Here is a 24073-nt window from a genome sequence, read left to right as displayed (position 1 = left end):
CACGGCCGGGGCTTTTTATTGAATACTGGTTTCAGAAGTGCCGGAGTCGGCATGTGAAATGGCGGTTCCCGTCGGTGGCCGGAAATGCAGCGAATACAGAATCCGGTCCAGCACGGCCTGGCCGTTCCAGGCAGGATCGTTATTGACCATCCCCACTACCGCCCAGGTGGTGTCATTGGCATCGCGGGTGAATCCGGCGATCGACCTCACGTTTTCCAGATAACCGGTTTTGATGCGGCCCTCACCATCCATGCCGGTATTGCGCAGGCGGCGTGCCATGGTTCCATCCATAGCGATAATGGGCATGGAGGCCATCAGGTCTGCGGAATAGGCGCTGTTCCAGGCATGCTGCAGAATTTGTGCACCCTGGCGGGCGGTAATGCGGCCATGTCGGGTGAGGCCCGCGCCGTTGTCGATCACCATGCCGGCGGTGTTGATGCCTTTGTCTTCGAGCCAGTCATAGATCACACGAATGCCGGCAACCCGATCATCGTTCTCATCTTCCAGGCGGTTCTCGGCGCCAATGGTGAGCAACAGCTGGCGAGCCATGACGTTGCTGCTCCACTTGTTGATATCCCTCACCATGGTTACCAGATCCGGCGAGGTGGTTTTCATTACCAGCCGAGCGTCTTCCGGCGTAACCCCATTGAGATCGCCGCCAGAGACCACGACCCCGAGTTCCGCCAGCAAGGAGCGAATCAATGAGGCGCTGTACTGTTCATGGGGCAGCAGCGACAGGTAGGTGGTGGTTCGGCAGCCCTGGGGCAGTTCGCCGGTTACCCGAACGGTCACCCGGTGCTCTTCATGAATAATGGGTTCCCATTCGAAGTTTCTTCGTGACGGGCAAGGGCCTTCGGCGGTGGCAACCACGCGGTTATCGATGACGACTTCACCCAGGGAGGGCGTACTCCAGGCCTGTGTGCCGCGCTCATCGGCCCGCACCTGAAAGTGCATCAGGTTGAGGTTGGTCAGATACGCGGACGGCTCTACCAGGAAGGGCGCGTGGGGGTTGTCGCCGTTGTCTTCAAACGCAGGAAAACCACCGTCAACCTGAAAGTAGGTGCCATCAAGAATCAGGTCGCCCTCAATTCTGGTAATCCCCATGCTGCGCAGCTCGCTCAGCGTTGTCCAGAGCCGTTCGATGGTGAGCTTCGGGTCGCCGCCAAAGCGGACGTAGAGATTACCTTTGAGGGTGTCGTCGGCCATAACGCCGTCGGTCAGGAAATCGGTATCCCAGTGGTGATTGGGGCCGAGTAACTCCAGTGCCGCAAAGGTGGTTACCAGTTTCATGATGGAGCCCGGGCTCATCAGTGCATCGGCATTGATGTACTGATTGATGCCGGGGCCATTCAGCGGAATGGCCGCCATGCTCATGGCATCTTCATTATGAAGGGACTGAAGCGCGTAATCCTTCAGCTGATTGGTCCAGAGGCGATTGCCGGAGAAGCCGGAGTCATCGTTCTCGGCGACTGCGACGGAAGGAGCCGCCATCACAGTGAAGGCCACGAGGGATGCCAGCATCGAGCGTCTGATTCGAAGACACAGTTTTTCTGCTCTTACAGGGCCTGAGCGTCGCATACCCGGGATTACCATGATCACCATCCAGTGAGTTCTTATACCTCAACAATAGCCCATCCTGGCTGTTTGTACTATGCAGAAAAGCTCTACATGACGTTAAAAATTGGCAGTAGTGTCGTTGTTTGTATTGAATTTTTGTGACGCGATGTAAGTGCCCTTGTGAATCATGGGGTTAGGTGGACAAAACTTAATGATCTTGGGGCCTGATCCCGGGAGCCAATGGAAAATCGTCAGATTGCGTGATAATGGCGTGGTCTCCAACAGAAGGTTTGTTTATGTCGAATATGCTGTCTCATAATGTCCACGTGCTGGGTTCGGTCGCTACATCGTCGCTCACAGCCTGGCGCGGTTGCCTGGTGGTTAAAAACGTGCCACAGCCGGAAAAGCCCATTGTGCTCTACGACATGGAGGGCTGTCCGTACTGCCGCCGTGTTCGTGAAGCCCTGACGGCCCTGAATCTGGATGTGGACATCCGGCCCTGCCCGAAGGGTGGTTCGGTTTTCCGGGCCCAGGCGGAGTCGCTGGGAGGTCGGCAACAGTTCCCGTTGCTGGCGGACCAGAACACGGGCACGGTCATGTACGAATCCGAGGAAATCATCGAGTATCTGTTCCGGCAATATGCAGGCCGGTCGGTGCCGTCCTACTATCGTGGCCGGGTCTGGCAGCCGGTCCTGGGATCGGTGGCTTCTGTGACCAGTGCCATGCGGGGGCTGCGTGTCACCCTGGGCAAGCGTCCGGAGCAGCCGTTACACCTATGGAGTTTCGAGGGCAGCCCGTTTTCTCGGCTGGTGCGTGAGCGGCTTTGTGAACTGGAAATTCCCTATACCTTGCACAATCTGGGCAAGGAGCACTGGACTGAAATCGGGCCGGCGAAGCAGCGTATCAAGCCGGGGCCCTATACGCCGATTCCCGGTGGCAAGCGGGATGCGTTTTTCCAGGTGCACAAGCGGGTTCAGGTGCCCTATCTTGAAGACCCCAATACCGGGGAAGGGCTGTTAGAGTCTGCCCGTATTCTGAAATATCTCGACGCCCATTACGGGAACTGACCTGCGACGAAGACTGTCAGCTCTCGAGTGGTCGCATGGGCGGGTCATCCCTTTGCCAGACACGCCGTAAATACTTCCATGTAGGCTCGGTCGGGCCATCCCTGGCCCTCCACGGTCTGGCAAAGGGATGACCCGCCCACGCTTTGGCACCTTGTGCTTTTCGCATGAAAATTCGTCGTGGTGGGAGTGGAGACATGGCTGACTGGTTCAGTAGACGACAGTTTCTTATCAATGCGGGTCTTGCCGGTCTCGCTTTGAAATCTCCGTCGCTGTTTGCAAACACGTCGGGAACACCCTCTTTATCCCCTATCATGCGCCGGATCCCGGGAGCGAACGAAAGCATCCCTGCGATCGGCATGGGCACCTGGATTACCTTCAACGTTGGTGGCGACGAGCAACTGGTCGCGCAGCGTACCAGAGTCCTCAAAACCTTCTTCGATCTGGGCGGGACCGTTGTGGACGGTTCGCCGATGTACGGCACCGCTGCGGACGTGATTGGTGAGGCGCTGGATTCTCTGGACGCCCACGACCGGATTTTTGCAGCAACCAAGATCTGGACCGGCGACGAATCGGAAACCCGGCAGGAGGCTGCGCGTTCTGGCAGGCGCTGGGGTTTGGATCAGTTCGATCTGTTGCAGGTCCACAATCTGCTGGGTTGGCAAGGGCATCTTGAAACCCTCAAGCAGATGAAGGCCAACGGTGACGTTCGGTATATCGGCATCACCACGTCCCACGGTCGACGGCACCGGGAGTTTGCGCAGATCATGGAGCGGGAACCACTGGATTTCGTGCAGCTGACCTATAACGTGCTGGATCGCGAGGTTGAGGATCGGTTGCTGCCACTGGCCCGGGAGCGGGGCATCGGGGTGATCGTTAACCGGCCGTTTCAGGGTGGTTCGCTGTTTCGCCGGTTCCAGTCCGAGCCGCTACCGGGTTGGGCCGGGGAGGCCGGTGTCAGCAACTGGGCAGAGTTCTTTCTCAAGTTCATCATTTCCCATCCGGCCGTGACCTGTGCCATTCCGGCCACGAGCAAGGTCGAGCATATGAAGGAGAACATGGGCGCACTCTATGGGGCGCTTCCGGATGCCGATCAGCGCCAGCGGATGGCGGATTACGTGGGGTCTCTGTGAGTGGCGCGGATTGGCTGAGCTACTCGCTGCAGGATTTCGTGATGTTCGGGCCGCAGGTTTTTCTGCGGCTGTTTGTTCGGATCAACCAGGATCTCTGGCCCTGGCAGGTGCTGGCGGTGGTTGCTGCCATTGGCATTCCTGTTCTGCTTTTCAGGCAGAAGCGGTTCGAACGGCGTCTGGCTGTCGGGCTGATGGCGGTTGCCTGGGCCGTCAGTGGCTATGGCTTTCTGGTGGGCTATTTCGGCCCCATTAATTGGCCGGCGGTTTGGTTTGGCTGGGCCTTTGTGGCGCAAGGGGTTCTGCTTGCCGCCGCGATGTTTTCCGGTGGCGTTCGTGAGGCCGCGCTACCATCTGGCCGATTTGTTGCCCTCTGGCTGATCGTGGTTTGTGGTTTGCCCTGGTTGGCCGTAGCGGAGTCTGGCCAGTGGCAGGCGCTCGCGCTGTTTGGCATCGCGCCCGGAACCACCGCAGCGGCCGGTGCCCTGATTGTTGCAGTGATAACCGGGCCCTGGCGCTGGCTTTACCTGCCGCTGCTGGTGTTGTGGAGTCTGTTCAGCGCGGCCATGTTCTGGGTGCTGCAAGCTTGGTGGTTGCTGGTCGCCCCTATGGCTACGCTGTTTCTGGTGGGTGCAGGCTCCTGGCTCAGTCCCAGGACGGCGCAAAGTCCGGATTAGCGATGCGTTCGTTACGGTCGAGTTCGTCAATCGCGCGTATTTCCTCCTCGCTCAACTCAACCTCCAGCGCCTCCAGGTTGGCCTTCTGGTGTCCCGGGCGTGTGGACGAAGGGATGGGCACAACGCCTCTCGATGCCACCCAGGCAATAGCCACCTGGGCCGGCGTCAGGTTTCTCTCACCGGCAATGCGTTGCAGTGTTTCGTCCTCCATCACCTTGCCGACTGCCAGCGGCATATAGCCAGTAACGGTAATGCCGAGCTTCTGCGCATGCTCCACGACCTTGCGGTTGGCGAGGAAGGGGTGCACCTCTACCTGGTTGGTGAAAATGGGTGTGTCGCCCAGGATCTCTTTCGCCTCATCCATCTGGGCGCAGGTGAAGTTGGAAATGCCGATGTGCTCGGCCAGCCCTTCGCGCTGGGCATCCCTGAGGGCACCAAGATATTCTTTCATGGGCACTTCATCGCCGGGCGATGGCCAGTGAATCAGGGCCAGATCCACATGGTCGGTTTTCAGCCGCGCAAGACTGTCGTGCAGGCTGTTGATCAGATCGCTGGCGTGCAGCTGGTCAAACCAGATTTTGGTGGTCAGAAAAATTTCCCGGCGCGGAATGCCGCTGGAGGTAATGCCATCGCCAACTTCCGCTTCATTCCCGTACATCTGGGCGGTATCAATATGGCGATAGCCCAGCGACAGGGCGCTCTTGACGGCGTCTCGGGCGTCATTACCCTTGAGCCGAAAGGTTCCCATGCCGATTTTCGGAAGTGCGCTGAATGACATAATGTCCTCCTTAGCGAATCATGTGTTTCTAAAGTGGTGCCGGCAGACTGGTTCTTCAAGTGGCCCGCGGGTATCATCCCGCGAGAATTAACCAGTGAACCGAAGCAGTGAGGCCCGGACCATGTACACCGGTCGTTGCCTGTGTGGCGATATCAGTTTCCAATACGATGGCCCGCTCGGCCCGGTGGCCCTGTGCCATTGCAGCCAGTGCCGGCGTGCCCACGGCAGCGCGTTCTCGGCCAGCGCGCCGGTGCAGAAGGTGCGGTTCCGGTTCGTATCCGGCGAAGACAGGATTACCGAGTTCGAATCACGCCCCGGCAAGTACCGGGGTTTCTGCAGCCGTTGCGGCAGCCAGCTCTACAGCCGTGTCGATGCCATTCCCGGGATTCTCCGCCTGAGAGTCGGTTGCATCAACGAACCCCTGGGCAAGGGGCCGGCCCAACACGTCTTCGTCGGGTCAAAGTCCGACTGGTTCGAGATCACAGACGAACTGCCACAGTTCGAAAAGACTGAAAGAACCAACGACCCTCACTGAGCCGGCACCATCCGGTAAACCTTGCCCCGGGGTGAATCCGTGAGCAGCCAGAGTGCCCCATCGGGGCCCATGCGCACATCGCGGATCCGTTCGTCGAGATCGGTCAGCAGATCTTCTTCTTCCGTCACTTCACCGTCCTGGATACGCAGGCGAACCAGTTTGCGCATCTTGAGTGCGCCCACGAACAGGTCGCCCTGCCATTCCGGAAACAGATCTCCGGTATAGAACGCCATGCCCGAGGGCGCAATGGACGGGTCCCAGTAATGCAGTGGCTGGGCCATGCCTTCCTTCTTGGTTTTGTCAGTAATGGGCAGGCCCGAATAGTCGATGCCGTAGGTGATTGTCGGCCATCCGTAATCGGTGCCTGCCCGGATGATGTTGATTTCGTCGCCACCCCGGGGGCCGTGTTCGTGGCTCCAGATCTCGCCGGTTTCCGGGTGGATGGTCATGCCCTGAATATTGCGGTTGCCGATTGTATAAAAGGTATCGTTGACGCCGCTGGTGTCCAGGAACGGGTTGCCCGGCGCGGGGGTGCCGTCGGTTGTGATTCGGTGAACACCTCCGGCATCGTCAGCGTCGTCCTGGGCGCGATCCATGTCGCCACGATCGCCGACCGAGACGTAGAGATTGCCGTCCCGGTCGAATTCCATGCGGCCCGCGAAGTGCCGACTTGTGTTGGAGCGGGGTAGCGCTTCAAAGATGACCTCAACGTCAGTAAGGCGATCATCGCCCAGGCGGGCGCGCGCCACCCGGGTGGTCATACCGTCCCGATTTCGGTGGGCGTAGCTCAGGAACAGGATTTGGTTCTGCCCGAAGTCCGGGTGCAGGATCACATCCAGCAGTCCGCCCTGGCCGGATACGACGAGCTCTGGTAGCCCGCTGATAGGGGTACTCAACAGCGTACCGTTACGGATCATTCGCAGCCGTCCTTCCCGCTCCGTCACCAGCATGGAGCCATCCGGCAGAAATGCCAGGCTCCAGGGGTGTTCGAGATTCTGGGCCACGGTTTCCAGGCGGAAATCCGCTTTTTCGGAGGAAAAGGTCTGGTTCGCCATGCCGGGAGCGGCAACCAGCAATAAGCTGCCTGTCAGGACAAGGTGCTTGAAGATGCCCATTGGTTCCTCCGTTTTTACCGGTGCCGTCTGAACATTCAGAGTAGCAGTTGAAGCGGGCTTCGCCGAGCAGCGGTCCCGTTACCAGGAGTATAGGGCTCCCGCCGGATTACGGATCAGTGATCGGCTATTGCAAATAATAATGATTCGCAATAAAGTGGATCCAATGGGTTCACGTTAAACGGGAGGAAAGGGAATGGCACCCGAACAGGAAATGATCGAAGGTTTGAAGCTTGCGGCAGGGGCGGGTGTGCTTATCGGCCTGGTTGCCATTGGCCTGGCGCTGTTGTCCGCCGTTGGGGCGTAAGTGCGGCGAGTCGTTCCTTGCGATGCACACCACAGGTGCCGCAGTAACCGCCTTCCGGGAGCAGGTATTTCAGGCAACACCCCTTGCGCTGGGGGATTGCCGTGGTCTGCCCACCGAATACGGCCGGAATCCAGTCGATGAACTGGTTTGCATCGTTCTGAAACTGCTTCAACCAGCCTTGCGCCAACAGGCAGAGCGCTTGCGGTTCGGCCCGGTTCCACACGGCTGAAAACGGCGCTCCCAATCCGAGCCCTATGCTACTCCAGTAGGCGCCGGGGCTGACGCCCAGCTGGCGCCGGAAGGCCGGGTACCACTCAGCTGTAAGAGCACCTGCCGACCGGACAAATGTTTCTTCATCAACTTGCTCCCCGCCCGGCACCTGAAACCATCGGGATGCTGTCTGTGTCTGTTCGTCCGCCGGGGCCAGGAATATTCGTTTGGGGTCAGGTAAAGGCGCGTGGCCGTCGCGGAATAGCCTGAGGGTCAGAGGCGCAACCACGCTGAGCGCCAGATCCTGCTGCAGCACAGAAACAAACGCGCGCACGGCCCGGGGCCCGGCGTTGTCGGAGGATTCAATGCCAACCTGGCTGAGCAGTAGCGACGGTTGCTCCAGGCACTGGGCCAGAGAAAAGAGGCCGCTTCGTGCACCGCCAGAAGGCTGCAGCGTCTCATTCAAAACCAATTCCCGATCCAGTCCTGACCGGCGCAGGAGAAGGCTGTATTCCCGGGCCCAGGGGCCGACCCCGGGGGTGCGGTCAGGCTCTGCCATGGCGACTCAGCCCCCAGAGAAAATACAGGCCGCCGACCAGAGCGGCCAGAAGCCCGGCCGGAAGCTGGTTGGGGTAAACAACGGTTCTGGAGAGGTAGTCGGCAACGCCCAGCAACAAGCCTCCGGCAAGGGCAGCCACAACGAGCTGTCGCCCCACGGTCTGCTGGCCCAGAACACGGGCCAGATGGGGTGCGATAAGACCCACAAAACTCAGCGGGCCGATCACCACCGTCGCCGCAGCGGTCAGCAGCGCCGCCAAAAGAAGCAACAGCAGACGGACTTTCGTTACCGGCAAGCCCAGTGAGCTGGCCGATGTTTCACCCAGGGGAAGAATGCTCAGGGGCCGGATAATCACCAGGAGGCCAGCCGAAATCAGCACGATCAGCGCCAAAAGCCCCAGGGCCTCGGCTTCCGAGACCAGCCAGGTGGAACCGTACATCCAGTTGAGAAGCTGCGAGGCGACCGTGCCACCGGAAGCCATGACCAGGCGAAGGCCGGCGTCCATAAACACATAAAGTGCGAGCCCGCCGAGCAGGAGCTGGTTGCCGGCAAACCGGTGCTTGCGGGCCAGCATGATCAACAAACCGAGAGCAGCTGCGGCGCCCAGGGTGGCCGCTCCAAGCTGTCCTGCCCGGCCAATATCGGCACCAAACAGCACAATCAAGACCATGACCACCGCCGCGCCGCCGCTGATGCCGAGCATCTCCGGGCTGGCCATGGGGTTGCCTGTCATTCGCTGGATCAGCGTTCCTGCAAGGCCCAGGGCGACGCCGGCAAGAATGGCTGCCAGTAGTCTGGGGCCGCGCCAGACCCACGCCTCGTGCCACTGGGCAATCGGAGTCCAGCTCCATTCGTCCAGCCCCGGGGACCACCCCATGGAGATGCCAATTGTGCTCAGAAGGAGCGCGGCTATGGCTCCTCCAATCACAAGGGTGGAACGTCTTTTCGGCAGGAAACCGGCGGGGCTGTCGTCTTGCCCGGGCATATGATGGGTGTTCTTCAAACCCTGCAGGGCCAGCAGAATAATCGGTCCGCCGATCAGGGCGGTGGTCGTGCCGGTTGGCACCAGTGACCCGTCGCCCCAGGTGGATGCCCAGTGGGCGAGGGTGTCCGCCAGTAACAGCAGACCCGCACCCAGTAGGCTGCTCCAGATCAGGCGCTCAGGCAGGGTTCGGGCGCCCAGCAACCTTGCCAGCACCGGTGCCGCAAGACCGATAAAGGCCACGACACCAACCCGGCTGACCACGGTGGCGCTCATCAGAACCACCAGAAACAGCGCCAGCACCCGAATCAGACCGACCTTTGCGCCGAGGGACCGGGCAGAGGTCTGCCCAAGTTGCATGACCTGCAGCGGGCGCATCAACAGGATCATTAGCACGCCCAGCACCAGCACCCGGGGCCAGAGTTCCATAAACGGCTGCCAGTTATTCTGGACCAGGGAGCCCGCGCCCCAGATAAACAGGTTCCCCAGCCATTCGCCCTTGAGTAACAGGAACGCCATGTTCACGGCGCCCAGGAAAAAAGTGACCACAAGTCCGGCCAGTATCACGGTGACCGGTGAAAAGCCCAGGCGCCAGGTGAGCGCGATAACCAGGCCGATTGCCAGTAGCCCGCCGGAAACCGCCACCAGGTCCGGACTAAAGGCGAGCAACCCGGGAAAGAACATGGTCGCGACTGTTACCCCGAACTGGCCGCCGGCCTCCACACCCAGGGTTGTGGGCGAGGCGAGGGGGTTGCCAAGGATCTGTTGGGTAACCGCGCCGGCGAGGCCAAGGCCACAGCCAATGAGGACGGCAATGGCGACACGGGGTGCCCAACTGTAGTGCGCCAGTACCGACGCGTAGTCGTTGGCTTCAAACGTCCAGAAGGCGGCGATGAGGGCGCCGACGTCGAGTTGACCAAACCAGGGCGCCGCGCTAGCGAGAAACGCGCTACACCAGATCAGTGCCGCAGCCACCGGCACCCTTGCGGGCAGGGATGGTCGACCGACCGGGCTGTATGTGGATTCAGCGTACATTGTCTGAACCTCCTGCCAGCAGACCATCAGCGAGTAACGTTGCCAGTCGCTTTACCGGGAAGACCCCGCCAAACGGCCAGACCGGATCAATCTGGTACACCTGATCGCGCTGAACCGGCGGCAGGTAGGTCCAGAAAGGGCTGTTGGCCAGGGTGTCTGACAACCCGGGCAAGGTCGGAGAAATGACAACGATCCGACTGTCCCGGTAGGGCGCAAGTGCTTCAAGCCCGACCACCGAGAACCCCCAGTAATTCCCGGAGTGGGGCCAGGCGTTCTCAAGGCCGAGGGCGTTCAGGGCGCTCTGGAAAAGACCGTTGGGTGCATAGACGCGAACGTGGCGGTCATCCAGAAAGTTCATCAGCGCCACCGGTCGGTCCGTGAGGCCGGCATTCTCCAGACGACGGCGCTGAGCCTGCAGGGTCTGGTCGATGTCGTTGAGAACAGCCTCTGCGCGTTTCTCCCGGTTCAGCATATCACCAAGCGTTGTAAGCATACCGCTGGCCTTTTCGAACGGTCGGGAGCCTTGCTTGTAAACGCTGACAACATAGGTAGGAGCAATGCGCTCCAGCAGGTTAGCCGCAGGAGCCATCTCGGAGCTGGTGACGATCAGATCCGGTTTGAGCTCGGCAATGGCTTCCAGGCTCGGCGCCACCCGGGTGCCGATGTTGGCCACACCTTCGGGAAGTTCCGGTTCCTTGACCCAAACGTTATAGCCATCGCGATCGGCAACGCCGATGGGTGTGACACCCAGTAGCAGCAGCGCCTCGGTGGCCGCCCAGTTCAGAGCAATCACCCGTTCCGGCGTTTTTTCGAGGGTCAGGGTCCCCTGTTCGTGCTGCCAGCTTGCGGCACTGGCAAAGATCGGCACCAGGCTCAACAGCAGCGCCGCGCTGTATCGCCAGAAGCGTTCAGACCTAGTGAACATAGGACACCCACTGTCCGGGCGCCCGTTCCATTACGCCCATGGGCACGCCATAAATAGATTCCAGGATGCCGGAGTCCATGATGTCCCGGGGGCTGCCATCGGCGACAAGCTGACCGGATTTAAGGGCGACCAGACGGTCGCAGAACCGCGCTGCAATATCCACATCGTGAAGCACCACGACAACCGTAAGGTCCCGCTGTTCGGCGAGACGATGGACCAGTCGCAGGGTTTCAACCTGGTGTTTTACATCCAGGGCCGATATGGGTTCATCCAGAAGCAGGCACTGGGTCTGCTGGGCCAGCAGCATGGCAATCCAGGCACGCTGGCGTTCACCACCGGAGAGCGTGTCGACAGAGCGATGCTGAAACTGACCGAGCCCTGTGTCCTCAATGGCCTGGGCAATCAGTCGGTGGTCTTCCTCGTTATAGCGGCCCAGCGGGCCGCGCCAAGGGTAGCGACCCAGGGCAACCAGCTCGCGGACCGTCAAACCGTCGGTTCCCGGTGGATGTTGGGGCAAATAGCCCACGCTGCGGGCAAACTCCCTGGCGCCTGTGCTCCGGAAGGATTTCCCCAGAAGCTGTACTTCGCCCGAAGACGGTGCAAGCTGCCGGGCAAGCACCTTGAGCAGGGTGGACTTGCCGGAGCCGTTATGCCCGAGCAGGGCTGTTACCTCACCCTCAACGAAACCGAGGTTCAGGTCCTGAAGTATGGTGGTGTCGCCAATGCGGACATTGAGACTGGAAACGTCGAAGAAAACAGGCATGCAGGCTCCCGAAATGCTGAGGGCCTGCAGAATAATTTAAATGCGAATCACTATCAATATATATTGCGTTAAATGGCTGCCTGTATTTGCCCGGTCTGCACCCGCCACTGGTTGGCGTAGGCGCCATCCTGGTCCAGCAGCTCCCGGTGGGTTCCCTGTTCCAGCACTTTGCCGCCTTCAATCACCGCAATGGAGTCGGCATCAACGATGGTGGAGAGTCGATGGGCAATCATGATCACGGTCCGGTTATGGCCAATGCGCTTCAGTGACCGCTGGATGGCGGCTTCTGTTTCGTTGTCCACGGCGCTGGTGGCTTCATCAAGCACCAGGATTGGCGGATTTTTCAGCAGCGCACGGGCGAGGGACAGTCGCTGGCGCTGTCCCCCGGAAAGGCGAACGCCCCGTTCACCGACCGGTGTATCCAGGCCTTCAGGGAGGGCTTCGATGAAGGACCAGGCTTCCGCGGTTTTGGCTGCCTCGGTGATCTCGGCGTCGCTGGCAGCCGGATTTCCGTAGGCCAGGTTCTCGCGAATGGTGCCTTCAAACAGATAGACATCCTGGCTCACCAGCCCGATTGCGCTGCGCAGGGACTTCAGGCTGAGGTCCCGAATGGGTTGGCCATCAATGCGGATTTCGCCATTGCTCGGATCGTAGAACCGGAGCAGCAATTTAATAAGAGTCGATTTTCCGGAACCGGTAGCGCCGACCAGCGCAAGCGTATTGCCGGCTGGCACGGTCAGGCTGATATCCCGGATGCCGGCACCGCTGGAGGGATAGTGAAAGCTTACTTTCTCCAGCTCAACGTCGCCTTTTACCGGTTCCTGGAGAGCCTTGCCTCCCTCGTCACGCACGTGCACGGGTTCGGCCAGGAGGTCCAGAATCCGACGGGTGCTGGCCATGGCACGTTCAAACAGGTCAATAACCTCGGCAAGCCCTGTCAGGGGCCAGAGCAGGCGCTGGGTCAGGAACACCAGTACACCATAGGCACCCACGTTCAGGCTGCCCTCCAGGGCCATCATGCCGCCGACCGTGAAGGTGGCCAGGAAGCCGGCTAGGATGGCCATCCGGATGACCGGGATAAAGGCCGAGCTGATGCGGATGGCCCGGCGATTGGCCTCCACGTAGGCTTCGCTGCTCTCTTTCAGGCGCCTGGCTTCCCGCTGTTCAGCGGTAAAACTCTTGATGGTGGCGATGCCACCCAGGTTGTTCGCCAGCCGGCTGGACAGGTCGCCCACTTTTTCACGGACATCAGCGTACAGTGGCCCGGCTTTGCGCTGGAAGTAGAAGGCGCCCCAGATAATCAGGGGAATGGGGGTGAATGCCAGCAGCGCGATGAGCGGCGAAAGCACGAAGAATACGGCGCCGACGGCAACAACAGTCACCAGCACCTGGATCATGGCGTTGGCGCCGCCATCAAGAAAACGCTCGAGCTGGTTCACATCGTCGTTCATGGTGGCCACCAACTGACCGGAACTGCGGGCCTCGAAGAAGCTCATGTCCAGGCGTTGGGCATGTTCGTAGGCATCCTGTCGCAAGTCCGACTGCAGCCGTTGGGCCAGGTTGCGCCAGAGTATCTGGAACAGGTATTCGAACAGGGATTCGCCGGCCCAGATGAAGAAGGTGAGTACGGCCAGAATGGTGATCTGTTCCTGGGCGGTTTCAAAACCCAGGCCAGCCACAAAGCTCTCTTCCTGGTTTACGACCACATCGATGGCAACGCCTATCAGGATTTCCGGGGCAATATCGAAGAGTTTGTTGATGATCGAGCAGGTGGTTGCGGCGATGATCTGTCGGCGATATCCCCGGGCGTATCTAAGCAGGCGGGCCAGGGCAGCAAAACTGCTGGTGGTTTTGTGGCTGTGTGAGGACATACTCCGCTTCTCTCCCGTGAATCAGGCAGGCCCGCGCTGAGCCTGCAATCAATAAGGCGGGAAGGGTAGCGGATCTGCCCGGGTTTTAAAATAGAATCATTATCAATTGCGTGCGTTTCTTTGCAGCCACCGATCAAGCTTGTCGGCGAATTCCTTACGGTCGGTCTGGCTGAAGGGGGCGGGTCCTCCGGTGACCTGGCCGGCGTTGCGCATTTCTTCCATAAAGTTGCGCATGGCCAGGCGCTGGCGAATATTCTCTTTGGTGAAGGCCTGGCCGCGGGGGTTGAAGACGTCGGCGCCCTTTTCAATGGCTTCGGCAGCCAGGGGGATGTCCTGGGTAATGACCAGGTCGCCTTCGTGCATCTGGTCCATGATTTCGTTGTCGGCCACGTCGAAGCCTTGTGGGACCTGTCGGCGCTTGATGTAAGGGCTCGGGGGCAGGGTTATGGCGTGGTTGGCGATGAAGGTGGTGTCGATTTGCCAGCGGGTGGCGGCGCGGCAGATGATTTCCCGGATTGGGACGGGGCAGGCGTCGGCGTCGACCCAGATTGGCATGGTGGTTCCTTCTTTTGGCTTGGCTCTGGTGGGAGTTTACCTTTTGTTGTTGTGAGCTTGGTAGGGTGGATCCGCGTATCTTTTCGTGGTTCTCGGCTTGGGTGGCTGAGGCATTGGGGGCGCCCTTCCAAAAACCGCTACGAGCACGTCCATGTGCGCTTGTTTCAGGCCATCCCTGGCCTTCAACATTTTTGGAAGGGCACCCCCAATGCCTCGATCGGGCATCGTCAGTTTGTCCGCGAGTCCTACAACGAGTTTGGATCTTTTCGGGAGGTAGCAACTATGCGTGGTCAATTTCTTCTAACCGTTTGTCTGTCGGTGGCTCTGTGTTTCAGCGTTTCCGCTGCCGATAACAACGAAGAAGCCTGGGACGCCCTGCGAGACGGACGGGCTGTTCTGATGCTGCGTCACGCATTGGCGCCGGGGACCGGGGACCCGGGCAACTTCGATATTAACGATTGCAGCACCCAGCGGAATCTGAACGATACCGGCCGGGAGCAGGCTCGGGCGTGGAAGCCGTTTCTGGCAGAGCATGGTATTACCGAGGCGCGGGTGTTCAGCAGTCAGTGGTGTCGCTGTATGGATACCGCTACCGGAATGGACATGGGGGAGGTGACCGAGTGGCCGTCGCTGAATTCGTTTTTCCGTAATCGTGGTGACGGGCCGACTCAGACGCGGCAGACGATTACTCTGGTGAATCAGCTCGAGGAAGGTGCGCCGGTGATCATGGTGTCGCACCAGGTAAACGTCACGGCTCTGACCGATATTTTCCCATCGTCCAATGAGGGGGTGATCATTGCCTTGCCTCTGTCCGAGACGCCAACGGTTTTGGCAAGGGTTTCGCCCGGGCGTTGATGGTATAATCCCGCGCCCATTCAATTAACAGGAAATGATAATGTCGCAGCTTCCGCCATGCCCCCAGTGCAGTTCTGAATACACCTATGAGGACGGCGTTCAACTGGTATGCCCAGAGTGCGGGCATGAGTGGTCTGAGGCAGAGGCTGCGGCGGCTGACGCCGCGAAGGTGGTTCGCGACGCCAACGGCAATGAGCTTCAGGATGGCGATTCGGTGACTGTTATCAAGGATCTGAAGGTCAAGGGTTCCAGTTCAGTGGTTAAAGTTGGCACCAAGGTGAAGAGTATCCGCCTGGTTGAAGGCGATCACGATATCGACTGCAAAATCGATGGTATTGGTGCCATGAAACTGAAATCCGAATTCGTCAAGAAAGCCTGACTTTTACCCCGTTGTTGCACTCTGGATCTGTTGCTCCAGTTCCCTCGCAAGCCCTGGGTCGAGCTGCAGGGCGCTGGCCAGTTGGTCCAGCCACGCGCGCTCCATGGGGTTCTGTTCGTCAATCATTACGGCACTGACGATGTAGATTTCCCGGCTTGCCTGTGGCGAGTCAGCATTGCGGGCCAGGGCAGATGCATCCAGCGGGGCGTCGAACTGCTGTTGGATCCAGGTGTGGAGTTCGTCATCCGGCCCCAGTTTTTCGATTTCCTGGGTAAGAAGGGCGCGCTCGTTGGCGTCGATGTGGCCATCAGCACGGGCCGCCATGATCATGGCCTGGAGTATTTCCAGTCCTCTATGCTCCTGAGCCTGTCCCTGCAGTTGCTCCAGTGGTTGGCCCTGTTGCGCGATTGTCGGCTGGGCCGAATTCTGACTGTTGGTCTGATAGTTCTGATAGGCTTTCCATGCCAATACGCCCACGCCGGCAAGGGCACCGTATTTCAGGGCTTTGCCGCCCATTTTCCGGCCGCGTTTGGACCCCAGCATCATACCCAGGGCACCACCGCCCAGCAGGCTTTTCACGTCAATGCCTGAACCGGAACTTTGGCCGCCTTTGAATTGGCTGCCAAGGCTGTTCACCATCTTGTTGACATCCATGCCTCCACCCTGGGATTGAGTGCCCTGGGCCTGTTTCATTACCTGGTTCAGTACAGACATTACGTTCATTTGCCAGCTCCTCTTTCAGATAACCCGCTACGTATTGACGCCAGTTTACGCTGACTGACGCCGTGGGTTCATGGGTTCGGTATTACCCTGTTGTCATATTTGGCAGCATTTAGTTCCAAGGATGACGGCCTGAAGGCATGGGAGCTTGAATTGGCGCTTCGCCCGACTATCTGCGACCATTCGTCGCACTGAAAAACTTGGATCCGCGGTACCGTCTTTTTATCCTGTACCTCTATATCATCGACAAGGAATACTGGACATGAAGTACTGCCTGAGCGTATTTGTGCTGGCATTGGCCCTGGTTGCCCCGACAGCTCTGGCCCATGATTACAGCCAGGGGCCGGTCAAGGTCGATCACCCCTGGAGCCGGCCTACACCGCCTGGTACGCCCATGGGGGTGGGCTACATGAGTATCTCTAACAGCGGCAGCAGTGATATCACCCTGGTTGGTGCCGCAACCCCCAGGGCAGGCAGCGTATCGATCCACGAGACCAGCATGCACGATGGTGTGATGCGAATGGCTCCGGTCAAGGGCGGGCTTGTCATACCAGGGGGTAGTACCGTGGAGTTGAAGCCCCACAGCTTTCATCTGATGCTGGAAAAACTGAAAAGCCCGTTGCGCGAGGGTGAGAGCATTCCGATGACCCTGAGCTTTGAGGGCGCTGAAGAGATGCAGGTTGAGCTGAATGTTGCGCCGCTGGATCGCGAGATGATGGAAAAACAAAGCATGGACCACTCCGGCAAGGAAATGGGCTACAGCGGGCACTGACGCATCTGCCCGGTTTAGTCTTCTATGCTTGAACTGGCCGGGCTACCACTCCTTGTCTTCCGCGCTTTCCTCGGCTTCGATCTCCGCCTTTCGGGCCTGAATCTTTTTCATTTTCTCATCGGAGATTTTCATGCTGTGTGCGTTGTCGCGCAGTATCATCAGGCTGCCCACGATCAACGCAAGGGCAACAATTATGAATATCCATCCTATGGCTGGCATGTCCACCTCCACCAAATGATCCACTTCCCTACATAGTGGACCACGCATCGATCTGTCACAACTGTCACGCATCCTGCCACAGAGTTGTCGGATCCAGTCGATAATACCCTTGCAGGGCCTTGTAGACCTCGGGCTGTTCTCGCTTGAGATGGCGCGGCTGCTGGAAAAATGCCTCGGTCAGCACTGCGAAAAATTCTGCCGGTTCGGTAGCGCCGTATGGATCAAGCCAGGATCTATGGTGGTGCCGGAGGGAATGCCTGAGGTCTTCGTAGGCCGTCGTCATGGAACTTTGCCAGTGCAGGGCCTGCTCTCCACTCAGCGGCGGTGCCCCGTCTGCGGTGCCGTCCAGGTAGTCCAGCTGGTGTGCAAACTCATGTAGCATGACGTTATGGCCACTGTGCGGGTTCCTGGCGGCCTCCTGACATTCTCGCCAGGCCAGCACCACCTGGCCCCTGCTTGAGGCCTCGCCGGCCCGAATTTCATTACTTTCGCTGACAACCATGCCATCGCTTTCAATGTCTCTGACGTGATAGGCATCGGGATAGACCAGAATGCTGCTTACCTCGTCAAAATCCGAATAGGGGCGGGCAAGAATCAGCAAACAGGCGTGGCCGGCAATGGTTACTCTCACCGTGTCGTCCACCTCAAAGCCGTCACAGCCATAGAATTCTTTCTCGGAGAGAAAAAGCTGGACCCGTTGCTCCAAGGTTTGCTTGAGGGCTTCAGGAAGCTGTCGGTAAAGCGGCACGTTCGAATCAAGATGCTCGCGCCACGGTGTTGGAAAGGGGGCCCTCAGTTCCCGTTCCCTCCGCCAGGCGCGGTAGAAGAAGAGGTAGAATATGGTTGCCGCGATCAGGGTCACTGCAAATACTGCGAAAACAAGTGCTGCCGACATGCTGCCCCCAGCGACCATTGATTGAATTACCCCGTATCTTACAGAAAAATTGGATCTGCACGCAGTCAGGGCCCCGTATTGCTGGTTGTTCTACAGTGCAGGGGATGTGAAGCTGCATGAACTGAATTGATCGTTGAGGAGGCTGATATGTCCGATAATTCCACTGTTGTAATCACCGGGGCAAACCGGGGCATTGGTCTGGAGCTCGCCCGGCTCTATGCAAGCCGCGGCTGCTCGGTGATCGGCGTGTGCCGGGAGGCCTCGCCGGAGCTGGAAGAGGTTGCGGCGAGGATCATCGACAGAGTCGATGTGACCACCGATGAGGGCGTAACCAAGCTCGTGGCCGGTCTTGAGGGCGAGCGTATCGATCTGTTGATCAACAATGCCGGTCTGCTGCAGGACGAGAAACTGGGCAGTATCGATTTCGATTCCATCCGCACCCAGATGGAGATCAATGCCTATGCTCCCCTGAGAGTGGCTGAAGCCTTGTTCGAAAAAATCCCCTCCGGAGGCAAAATCGCCAACATCACCAGCCGGATGGGCTCTATCGCCGACAACGACTCTGGCGGCCGCTATGGGTACCGTGCTTCAAAGGCGGCGTTGAATGCCTTTGGCAAGTCCCTCGCGATGGATCTGAAACCGCGGGGTATCGCCGTGGCCCAGCTGCACCCGGGTTATGTTCAGACCCGAATGGTGAATTTTGGTGGGTTGATTACTCCAGAAGAATCGGCAAAGGGCCTGGCAGAGCGGATTGATGGCCTGACCCTGGAGAATACCGGATCGTTCTGGCACAGCAACGGCGACGAGCTGCCGTGGTGATCCTAAAAACATTTTCATTTGTTTGCATTGGAGTGAGGCAGGATTCTGTTTTAACGAGTACTCTTGTTAACTTAAAAAGGAATTCTGCTGTCGATGAAAAGTGCGAGTGCTCCAATGAATTATGAGCCTGAGCGGGAGCGCAGGCCCCAGTTCTGGCGTTTGGCCATGCGATGTGCCCAGATCGCCGGAACTGTAGATGTCATCTTTTTCTTTCTTTTTCATGCATTGGGTTCGCCGATTCTGGCATGGATCAACGTGGTTAGCGTGGCCATGTACGCCGGGGCCTATTACGCACTCAAATACCACAGGAACAGGATTGCGGTCGTACTCATCTGGGCCGAAGTGCTTGGCCATGCCGGACTTGGCATCGTTCTGATTGGATGGGAGAGCGGTTTCCATTATTACCTGTTGATGTTCATACCGGCGATTTGTGTGTCCGCATCACGGAAATGGGCCATCTATGCGCTGTTGGCCCTGTGGGGTTACTACATCGCCCTGGATGTCCTGATGTGGTATATCGAGCCGTTACAGCCGATTCATCAAACGGCTCTGCATATCGTCCATCTGTTTAACCTGAGCGTGGTCTTTGCCATGTTCAGTTACCTGTCTTCCTATTACCTGAGAATGGTGGTCACAGCCCAGCGCAAGCTCCGGGAAATGGCAACAACGGATTCACTGACCGGGCTTTTCAATCGCCGGCACATGACCTATCTGGCTGAAAAAGAATTGGCCAGGTTCAGCCGCAGCGGCCACCCGGTTGGATTTCTTCTGCTGGATGTCGATCATTTCAAATCAATCAACGACGCCTATGGCCACGAAACCGGCGACCGAGTGTTGGGTTTCGTTGCCGATGTGATTCGTGAGGAGCTGCGAGCCCAGGATCTGATTGGTAGGTGGGGCGGTGAGGAGTTCCTGGCCATTCTCCCTGATACGGATTCCGGCAAAGCGCAGGCAAGCGCGGAGCGGATACGCAACGCATTTTTGGCCAGAGACTGGAGTGGGATTATTGGTGGTGATGCCGATGTTACGATCAGTATCGGGGTGAGCGAGCTGCGGGCTGGCGAGGACCTGAGTACGGCGGTCAGTCGGGCTGACGAGGCGCTCTACCGGGGTAAAACCGGCGGCCGGAATCGGGTAGAGCTTGAAACCATCTGAGAGCCAGGCAAAGAGGAGTTTTCATGAGTCTTGCAATTGCACTGCACGTTCTGTCAGCGGTTATCTGGGTTGGCGGGATGTTCTTCGCCTACATGGCGATGCGCCCCGCCGTGGTTGAGGTGGTAGAGGCCTCACAACGTGGCGCTCTCTGGTCCAGGACACTTGAACGCTTCTTCCGTTGGGTGTGGCTGTCAGTTCTACTGCTACTGGTCACCGGCTACTGGATGATTTTCAGTGTGTTTGGCGGTATGGCCGGTGCTGGCTGGCATATTCATGCCATGCAGACGCTCGGGCTGGTAATGATGCTGCTCTACTTCCACGTGTATTTTGCCCCTTTCCGGCGGCTCAAGCAGGCGGTTGCAGACAAGGATCCGCAGGCTGGCGGCGTTCAGGTGGGAAAGATTCGCCGGCTTGTGGGTATCAATCTGATCCTCGGCCTGATTGTGATCGCCATAGGGTCTGGCGGTCGGTACCTGTGAACTGCTGAGCGATCGGGGACCGATACCATGTCTGATATTCGAAAGAGAGCCATTGCCGGCCTGAAAGCCGGGGATTCCTTTACCCTGGCGCGAACGTTCACCGAGGATGAGACCCTGTCCTTTGGAGACATCAGCCGCGATCAGAACCCGGTCCACTACAGCGATGAATTTGCACAGGCCAAGAACCTGCAGGGCAAGATCTGCCATGGTCTTCTGGTTGGTGGAATGATCACGGAAGTGGGCGGGCAGATAGGCTGGCTAGCGTCCGGAATGAACTTTCGCTTCCTCCGGCCAGTGTATTTCGGCGACACCATAACCTGCGTGTTCACCATTACCGATGTAGATGAGCGCAACCGGGCCCGGGCCGAAGCGGTACTCTCCAATCAGCACGGTGAGCCGGTTATCGAAGCCTGGTTGACGGGTATTCTGCCCGGACCCAGGGAACAGGAGGTGATGTCAGTAATGGTCAGCGAACAGAAAACGACGCCCGAGAGCTGACCAGCAGCGGCTATTATTTCAGTCCTCTTCAGAGTCCCTCATTCGTTCCTGCCGCTCCCACTCTTCTTCCTTTGCCGCATCGATGATTTCCATCAGTTCGTCGACGTTGGCGGCGGTATCATCGTGCTGGAAGCAGCCGGTGAGTTTGCTGTCCGGGTGGAGGTCGCCTGATTCGTAGAGTGCCCAGATCTCCTTGCCGTAATCGGTGTTCAACAGCTCCGGCGCAAATCGGCCAAAATAGCGGCGCATATTGTCCACGTCGCGCTCGAGCATGCGTTCTGCATTGTTATTGCCGGACGCATTGACTGCCTGGGGAAGATCAATGATAACGGGTCCGTTGGCATCGACCAGAACGTTGAATTCTGACAGATCCCCATGGATCAGACCGGCGCTCAACATGCGAACCACCTCGCGGATGACCTGGCCGTGGAAGTCTCGGGCCTGTTCCGGGGAAAGGATGACATCATCCAGCCTGGGCGCGGCCTTGCCATCTTCGTCCGCCACCAGTTCCATCAGCAGCACACCGTCCACGAAGCCCAGGGGTTCGGGAACCCGGACACCCGCGGCGGCAAGCCGGTAGAGGGCATCTACCTCGGCGTTGAGCCAGGCGTCTTCCTGTTCCTTCTGGCCGTATTTGGTCTTCTTGCTCATAGCCCGGGCACGCCGGCTGTTCCGGACCTTACGGCCTTCCTGGTATTCCACCGCCTGCTTGAAGCTTCGCTTCGAGGCTTCCTTGAAGACCTTGGCGCAACGTGTCTGGTCGCCACAGCGCACCACATAAACCTGCGCTTCCTTGCCGCTCATAAGCTGGTAGAGCACTTCGTCCACCATGCCGTCATCGACAAGTGGTTGTAATCTCTTCGGTACTTTCATAAAACCTTTCAGACGGACAGTGAGTCGGCCAGTCACGTTCGTTGATCTGGAACAAGACTGGATACGGGCCAGGCAGGGACAATGACTGCTACGGAGCATAGCTTACATGAAAATCTTTTTCCTGATCCTGTTGATTTTGTTGGTTGCTGTCACCGTTGCCCTCTGGTTCTGGCGACAGGCTGACGACACCGCGGACCGGGCCGCCATGGCGAAGTTGGCGGCTCTGCAGCCGGCGTCACCGCAGCGCTTCGATCTTTCTCTTCTTGACGGCCTGCCGGAGCCGGCCCAGCGGTATTTCCGGTACACTATTCAGCCTGGTACACCGCTCTACACAGTGGCCCGGATATCCATGAATGGAAAATTCGCTATGGGTAATCGGGAGTCGCCCGATTACATGGCCATGCAGGCCACCCAGATGCTGGCCATGCCCGAAGGATTTATCTGGAAAATGAGCGCCAACCGCGGCCTGCTCAGGATTTCCGGCTCAGACACCGAGCAGTGGACGCGGTTCTGGCTGATGGGATTGCTGCCGGTTGCCCGGATGGGCGGCGATCCGGATCACACCCGTTCGGCATTCGGCCGGTATGTGGCAGAGGCGGTTTTCTGGTCGCCGGCGGCGCTGCTGCCAGGCCCGGGTGTTGCGTGGAGGCTTGTGGATGTAAATACCGCGAGGGTGATTGTCCGCCACGAGGGTATGGAGCAGGCGGTGGATGTTGTGGTGGCTGAAGACGGTCGTCCCCTGCAGGTAAGCTTCGACCGCTGGAGCAATGCAAATCCGGAAAAAGTCCATCGCCTGCAGCCTTTCGGCGGTTTCCTGTCAGAGTTTCGAGAGTTCCAGGGGTTTCTCTTGCCAACCCGCGTGGAAGCCGGGAATTTCTTTGCCACAGACGATTATTTTCCGTTCTTCATTGCTCAGGTGACAGGTGTGGAGTTTCCAGGACCTGATACAGCAAAGCATCCGGAGTAGCGTCCCGGCCGCCATTTTAGGGGAATCTGGTCCTCAGCGTACGACGAACACCGAAATATCACTGTGTCTGACAATGTTGGCGCCGTTCGAATGGAGAATATGGAGCCTGTCGCCGATACCCGGTGGATGAGAAGCCATCACCACCAGGTCGGCACCGGTTTTTTCGATCGCCTCCAAAAGCTTGTCGTCCAGCTCCACGGCGGTATCTGCCGATTCCATGACAATGCTGTCCGTGCTGATGCCATGGGATTTGCCCTGCTCGTCCGCAAAGACGCTGAGTTTTTCTCTAAGTTCTTTCGGATTGTGGGCGGCGGCTCCCGGCGTGCTGTTGGTGACACTGACGTAGCACAGGGTCGCGTTGTAATGCTTGGCAATATCAATGGAGGTATTGAGCGCCTTCACCATTTTATCGGTATGGGCGAGGTCGACCGGAACGAGGATCTTGCTATACATGAGAGTTCTCCTTTTCCGCCTGAGTTGCGGAACATTGGTCTGTTGTCCTGCATTCAGATTGGCAATGTCCTGTTGGGTATGTCAAAAAAAGCCCGGTGAAGTTCACCGGGCTCAGATTGCTGACGAACCCCGGTTTTTCCGGGGTTCGTTGCGCTTGGGCATTTTAAATTCAGTTGGCGATGGATCTAGCCCAATATCCCCGACCGGATTGCCAATACTCCGAATAAGCCAGTTTCCGGTCCCATTTCCGAATTTGGCTCTGCAAGCCAGGCACCCCAAGGGATTTGAGCCATAAAAGACGCGCCAGGATCTGCGCGATCTTCTTCATATTCTGGGCAGCGGCGGCCAACAGGCATTGCTCACGCACCTTCGAGAGCCCTCGCAAGCGAGCGTAACGATGACCATGTAACTGCTTGGCATCGGCGAATGATCGCTCTACGGTTTCCTGTCGTCGTTTGTAGAGCGCTTTGCCCCATGGGGTTAACCGGTAACTGTCCGTTCGGTCCTTGCTGTCTTGCCAGACATGCCGGGTAAGCACTTTGACGTGATTGGCGCTGCGTGTGCACTGACCCAGTAGCGGGCAGTCTTTGCAGTGAGCCGGATTGGATTTGTACTCCCGATAGCCCAGGCGATTGGTGGTGGCGTAGATCAGTTGCTGACCTTGCGGGCATCGATAGCTGTTGGTCTCGGGGTCGTAGGTAAAGGCGCGCTTCGGGAGATAGCCCTTGGGCTTGTTCGGTCGCCGATAGCCCATCACCCCGTAGAGGCCCCGGTCTTCCAGCCCCTTGCAGATGCCGGCGGTGTAGTAGCCCGCATCCAGTCCAACGCCCCAGACATTGAAGCCAAAGCGCTCACATTGGCGATCCAGCCTGTCCAGATAAGGGCGGCTGTCGTGCAGGTTGGCCGGCGTAGCGTAACTGTCCGTGATG

At 58.5% G+C, this 24073-nt stretch carries 27 protein-coding genes; 12 read left to right on the top strand and 15 right to left on the bottom strand.

The window, feature by feature from the left end; all coding sequences use genetic code 11:
• Nucleotides 1-15: 15 nt before the first annotated feature.
• Nucleotides 16-1521 carry a D-alanyl-D-alanine carboxypeptidase/D-alanyl-D-alanine endopeptidase gene (gene dacB, locus KEHDKFFH_RS11375; protein WP_104322040.1) on the bottom strand — a complete coding sequence of 502 codons (1506 nt, stop codon included), beginning with the start codon at nucleotides 1519-1521 and terminating at the stop codon, nucleotides 16-18.
• 332 nt (nucleotides 1522-1853) lie between these two features.
• On the opposite strand from dacB, the gene KEHDKFFH_RS11370 reads away from it, so the two are divergent.
• From KEHDKFFH_RS11370 to KEHDKFFH_RS11360, 3 genes are all read left to right on the top strand, one after another.
• Entirely contained in the window at nucleotides 1854-2624 is a 771-nt protein-coding gene (locus KEHDKFFH_RS11370; RefSeq protein ID WP_104322039.1) for a glutathione S-transferase N-terminal domain-containing protein, read from the top strand.
• Between the two features lie 194 nt (nucleotides 2625-2818).
• Nucleotides 2819-3754: an aldo/keto reductase gene (locus KEHDKFFH_RS11365; protein WP_241956483.1), complete on the top strand. Its 936-nt coding sequence runs from the start codon at nucleotides 2819-2821 to the stop codon at nucleotides 3752-3754.
• Nucleotides 3751-4428: a DUF6064 family protein gene (locus tag KEHDKFFH_RS11360; protein ID WP_146084205.1), complete on the top strand. Its 678-nt coding sequence runs from the start codon at nucleotides 3751-3753 to the stop codon at nucleotides 4426-4428. Before KEHDKFFH_RS11365 ends, KEHDKFFH_RS11360 begins: the two co-directional genes overlap by 4 nt.
• On the opposite strand, the gene dkgB is transcribed toward KEHDKFFH_RS11360, so the two are convergent.
• Nucleotides 4397-5206: a 2,5-didehydrogluconate reductase DkgB gene (gene dkgB, locus KEHDKFFH_RS11355; RefSeq protein ID WP_104322036.1), complete on the bottom strand. Its 810-nt coding sequence runs from the start codon at nucleotides 5204-5206 to the stop codon at nucleotides 4397-4399. The two genes, KEHDKFFH_RS11360 and dkgB, sit on opposite strands and share 32 nt — an antisense overlap.
• 121 nt (nucleotides 5207-5327) lie before the next feature.
• Between dkgB and KEHDKFFH_RS11350 the strand changes: the two genes are divergently transcribed.
• The gene (locus KEHDKFFH_RS11350; RefSeq protein ID WP_104322133.1) at nucleotides 5328-5741 is read left to right on the top strand and encodes a GFA family protein; all 414 of its coding nucleotides are present in this window, start codon (nucleotides 5328-5330) and stop codon (nucleotides 5739-5741) included.
• On the opposite strand, the gene KEHDKFFH_RS11345 is transcribed toward KEHDKFFH_RS11350, so the two are convergent.
• The 7 genes from KEHDKFFH_RS11345 to KEHDKFFH_RS11315 all read right to left on the bottom strand — a co-directional run bounded on the left by KEHDKFFH_RS11345 (nucleotide 5735) and on the right by KEHDKFFH_RS11315 (nucleotide 14060).
• Nucleotides 5735-6856 carry a PQQ-dependent sugar dehydrogenase gene (locus KEHDKFFH_RS11345; RefSeq protein WP_104322035.1) on the bottom strand — a complete coding sequence of 374 codons (1122 nt, stop codon included), beginning with the start codon at nucleotides 6854-6856 and terminating at the stop codon, nucleotides 5735-5737. The two genes, KEHDKFFH_RS11350 and KEHDKFFH_RS11345, sit on opposite strands and share 7 nt — an antisense overlap.
• Nucleotides 6857-7107: 251 nt before the next feature.
• Complete coding sequence (locus tag KEHDKFFH_RS11340) at nucleotides 7108-7929, bottom strand: (2Fe-2S)-binding protein (RefSeq protein WP_104322034.1); 822 nt, start codon at nucleotides 7927-7929, stop codon at nucleotides 7108-7110.
• Entirely contained in the window at nucleotides 7916-9946 is a 2031-nt protein-coding gene (gene fhuB, locus KEHDKFFH_RS11335) for a Fe(3+)-hydroxamate ABC transporter permease FhuB (protein ID WP_104322033.1), read from the bottom strand. The genes KEHDKFFH_RS11340 and fhuB overlap by 14 nt, the downstream gene beginning before the upstream one ends.
• Nucleotides 9936-10871, bottom strand: coding sequence for an ABC transporter substrate-binding protein (locus tag KEHDKFFH_RS11330; RefSeq protein WP_104322032.1), 936 nt, complete (start codon nucleotides 10869-10871; stop codon nucleotides 9936-9938). The genes fhuB and KEHDKFFH_RS11330 overlap by 11 nt, the downstream gene beginning before the upstream one ends.
• Nucleotides 10861-11634: an ABC transporter ATP-binding protein gene (locus KEHDKFFH_RS11325; RefSeq protein ID WP_104322031.1), complete on the bottom strand. Its 774-nt coding sequence runs from the start codon at nucleotides 11632-11634 to the stop codon at nucleotides 10861-10863. The genes KEHDKFFH_RS11330 and KEHDKFFH_RS11325 overlap by 11 nt, the downstream gene beginning before the upstream one ends.
• 68 nt (nucleotides 11635-11702) lie before the next feature.
• Nucleotides 11703-13505: an ABC transporter ATP-binding protein gene (locus tag KEHDKFFH_RS11320; RefSeq protein WP_104322030.1), complete on the bottom strand. Its 1803-nt coding sequence runs from the start codon at nucleotides 13503-13505 to the stop codon at nucleotides 11703-11705.
• Between the two features lie 102 nt (nucleotides 13506-13607).
• Entirely contained in the window at nucleotides 13608-14060 is a 453-nt protein-coding gene (locus KEHDKFFH_RS11315) for a YaiI/YqxD family protein (RefSeq protein ID WP_104322029.1), read from the bottom strand.
• A gap of 282 nt (nucleotides 14061-14342) precedes the next feature.
• Here KEHDKFFH_RS11315 and KEHDKFFH_RS11310 point away from each other — a divergent pair, with 282 nt between their 5' ends.
• Both KEHDKFFH_RS11310 and KEHDKFFH_RS11305 read left to right on the top strand, forming a co-directional pair.
• Nucleotides 14343-14915 (top strand): histidine phosphatase family protein, encoded by a 573-nt coding sequence (locus KEHDKFFH_RS11310; RefSeq protein ID WP_104322028.1) that lies wholly within the window; start codon nucleotides 14343-14345, stop codon nucleotides 14913-14915.
• A gap of 40 nt (nucleotides 14916-14955) precedes the next feature.
• The gene (locus tag KEHDKFFH_RS11305) at nucleotides 14956-15294 is read left to right on the top strand and encodes a zinc ribbon domain-containing protein YjdM (RefSeq protein WP_008176055.1); all 339 of its coding nucleotides are present in this window, start codon (nucleotides 14956-14958) and stop codon (nucleotides 15292-15294) included.
• A gap of 3 nt (nucleotides 15295-15297) precedes the next feature.
• Here the strand turns inward: KEHDKFFH_RS11305 and KEHDKFFH_RS11300 are convergent, their stop codons facing one another.
• Nucleotides 15298-16017, bottom strand: a complete 720-nt coding sequence (locus KEHDKFFH_RS11300; RefSeq protein WP_104322027.1) for a tellurite resistance TerB family protein — start codon at nucleotides 16015-16017, stop codon at nucleotides 15298-15300.
• A 259-nt stretch (nucleotides 16018-16276) separates the two neighbouring features.
• On the opposite strand from KEHDKFFH_RS11300, the gene KEHDKFFH_RS11295 reads away from it, so the two are divergent.
• Entirely contained in the window at nucleotides 16277-16786 is a 510-nt protein-coding gene (locus KEHDKFFH_RS11295) for a copper chaperone PCu(A)C (RefSeq protein ID WP_104322026.1), read from the top strand.
• Nucleotides 16787-16828: 42 nt separating this feature from the next.
• On the opposite strand, the gene KEHDKFFH_RS11290 is transcribed toward KEHDKFFH_RS11295, so the two are convergent.
• Nucleotides 16829-17005, bottom strand: a complete 177-nt coding sequence (locus KEHDKFFH_RS11290; RefSeq protein ID WP_064502513.1) for a DUF2897 family protein — start codon at nucleotides 17003-17005, stop codon at nucleotides 16829-16831.
• Nucleotides 17006-17069: 64 nt separating this feature from the next.
• Complete coding sequence (locus tag KEHDKFFH_RS11285; RefSeq protein WP_104322025.1) at nucleotides 17070-17900, bottom strand: M90 family metallopeptidase; 831 nt, start codon at nucleotides 17898-17900, stop codon at nucleotides 17070-17072.
• Nucleotides 17901-18047: 147 nt separating this feature from the next.
• On the opposite strand from KEHDKFFH_RS11285, the gene KEHDKFFH_RS11280 reads away from it, so the two are divergent.
• The 4 genes from KEHDKFFH_RS11280 to KEHDKFFH_RS11265 all read left to right on the top strand — a co-directional run bounded on the left by KEHDKFFH_RS11280 (nucleotide 18048) and on the right by KEHDKFFH_RS11265 (nucleotide 20851).
• A complete protein-coding gene (locus KEHDKFFH_RS11280) occupies nucleotides 18048-18719 on the top strand; it encodes an SDR family oxidoreductase (protein WP_104322024.1) in 672 nt (223 codons plus the stop codon).
• A gap of 114 nt (nucleotides 18720-18833) precedes the next feature.
• Nucleotides 18834-19874 carry a GGDEF domain-containing protein gene (locus tag KEHDKFFH_RS11275; RefSeq protein WP_241956482.1) on the top strand — a complete coding sequence of 347 codons (1041 nt, stop codon included), beginning with the start codon at nucleotides 18834-18836 and terminating at the stop codon, nucleotides 19872-19874.
• A 23-nt stretch (nucleotides 19875-19897) separates the two neighbouring features.
• A complete protein-coding gene (locus KEHDKFFH_RS11270; RefSeq protein WP_104322022.1) occupies nucleotides 19898-20353 on the top strand; it encodes a CopD family protein in 456 nt (151 codons plus the stop codon).
• 27 nt (nucleotides 20354-20380) lie between these two features.
• Nucleotides 20381-20851, top strand: coding sequence for a MaoC family dehydratase (locus tag KEHDKFFH_RS11265; protein ID WP_104322021.1), 471 nt, complete (start codon nucleotides 20381-20383; stop codon nucleotides 20849-20851).
• Nucleotides 20852-20869: 18 nt separating this feature from the next.
• Here the strand turns inward: KEHDKFFH_RS11265 and KEHDKFFH_RS11260 are convergent, their stop codons facing one another.
• Entirely contained in the window at nucleotides 20870-21724 is an 855-nt protein-coding gene (locus KEHDKFFH_RS11260) for a PA4780 family RIO1-like protein kinase (RefSeq protein ID WP_104322020.1), read from the bottom strand.
• A 106-nt stretch (nucleotides 21725-21830) separates the two neighbouring features.
• On the opposite strand from KEHDKFFH_RS11260, the gene KEHDKFFH_RS11255 reads away from it, so the two are divergent.
• Complete coding sequence (locus KEHDKFFH_RS11255) at nucleotides 21831-22691, top strand: DUF6544 family protein (protein WP_104322019.1); 861 nt, start codon at nucleotides 21831-21833, stop codon at nucleotides 22689-22691.
• 33 nt (nucleotides 22692-22724) lie between these two features.
• Here KEHDKFFH_RS11255 and KEHDKFFH_RS11250 read toward each other — a convergent pair whose 3' ends face one another.
• Together KEHDKFFH_RS11250 and KEHDKFFH_RS11245 are read right to left on the bottom strand one after the other, a co-directional pair.
• A complete protein-coding gene (locus tag KEHDKFFH_RS11250; RefSeq protein WP_104322018.1) occupies nucleotides 22725-23144 on the bottom strand; it encodes a universal stress protein in 420 nt (139 codons plus the stop codon).
• 169 nt (nucleotides 23145-23313) lie between these two features.
• Nucleotides 23314-24073 (bottom strand): transposase (locus tag KEHDKFFH_RS11245; RefSeq protein ID WP_158253195.1); only part of this gene is annotated, 760 nt, incomplete at its 5' end.

Source organism: Marinobacter maroccanus (genome assembly GCF_002933275.1).
In the GTDB taxonomy this organism is placed as follows: Bacteria; Pseudomonadota; Gammaproteobacteria; order Pseudomonadales; family Oleiphilaceae; genus Marinobacter; species Marinobacter maroccanus.
Note: the sequence above shows the minus strand (reverse complement) of the source record. Positions and strands in the feature narration are given on the sequence as shown.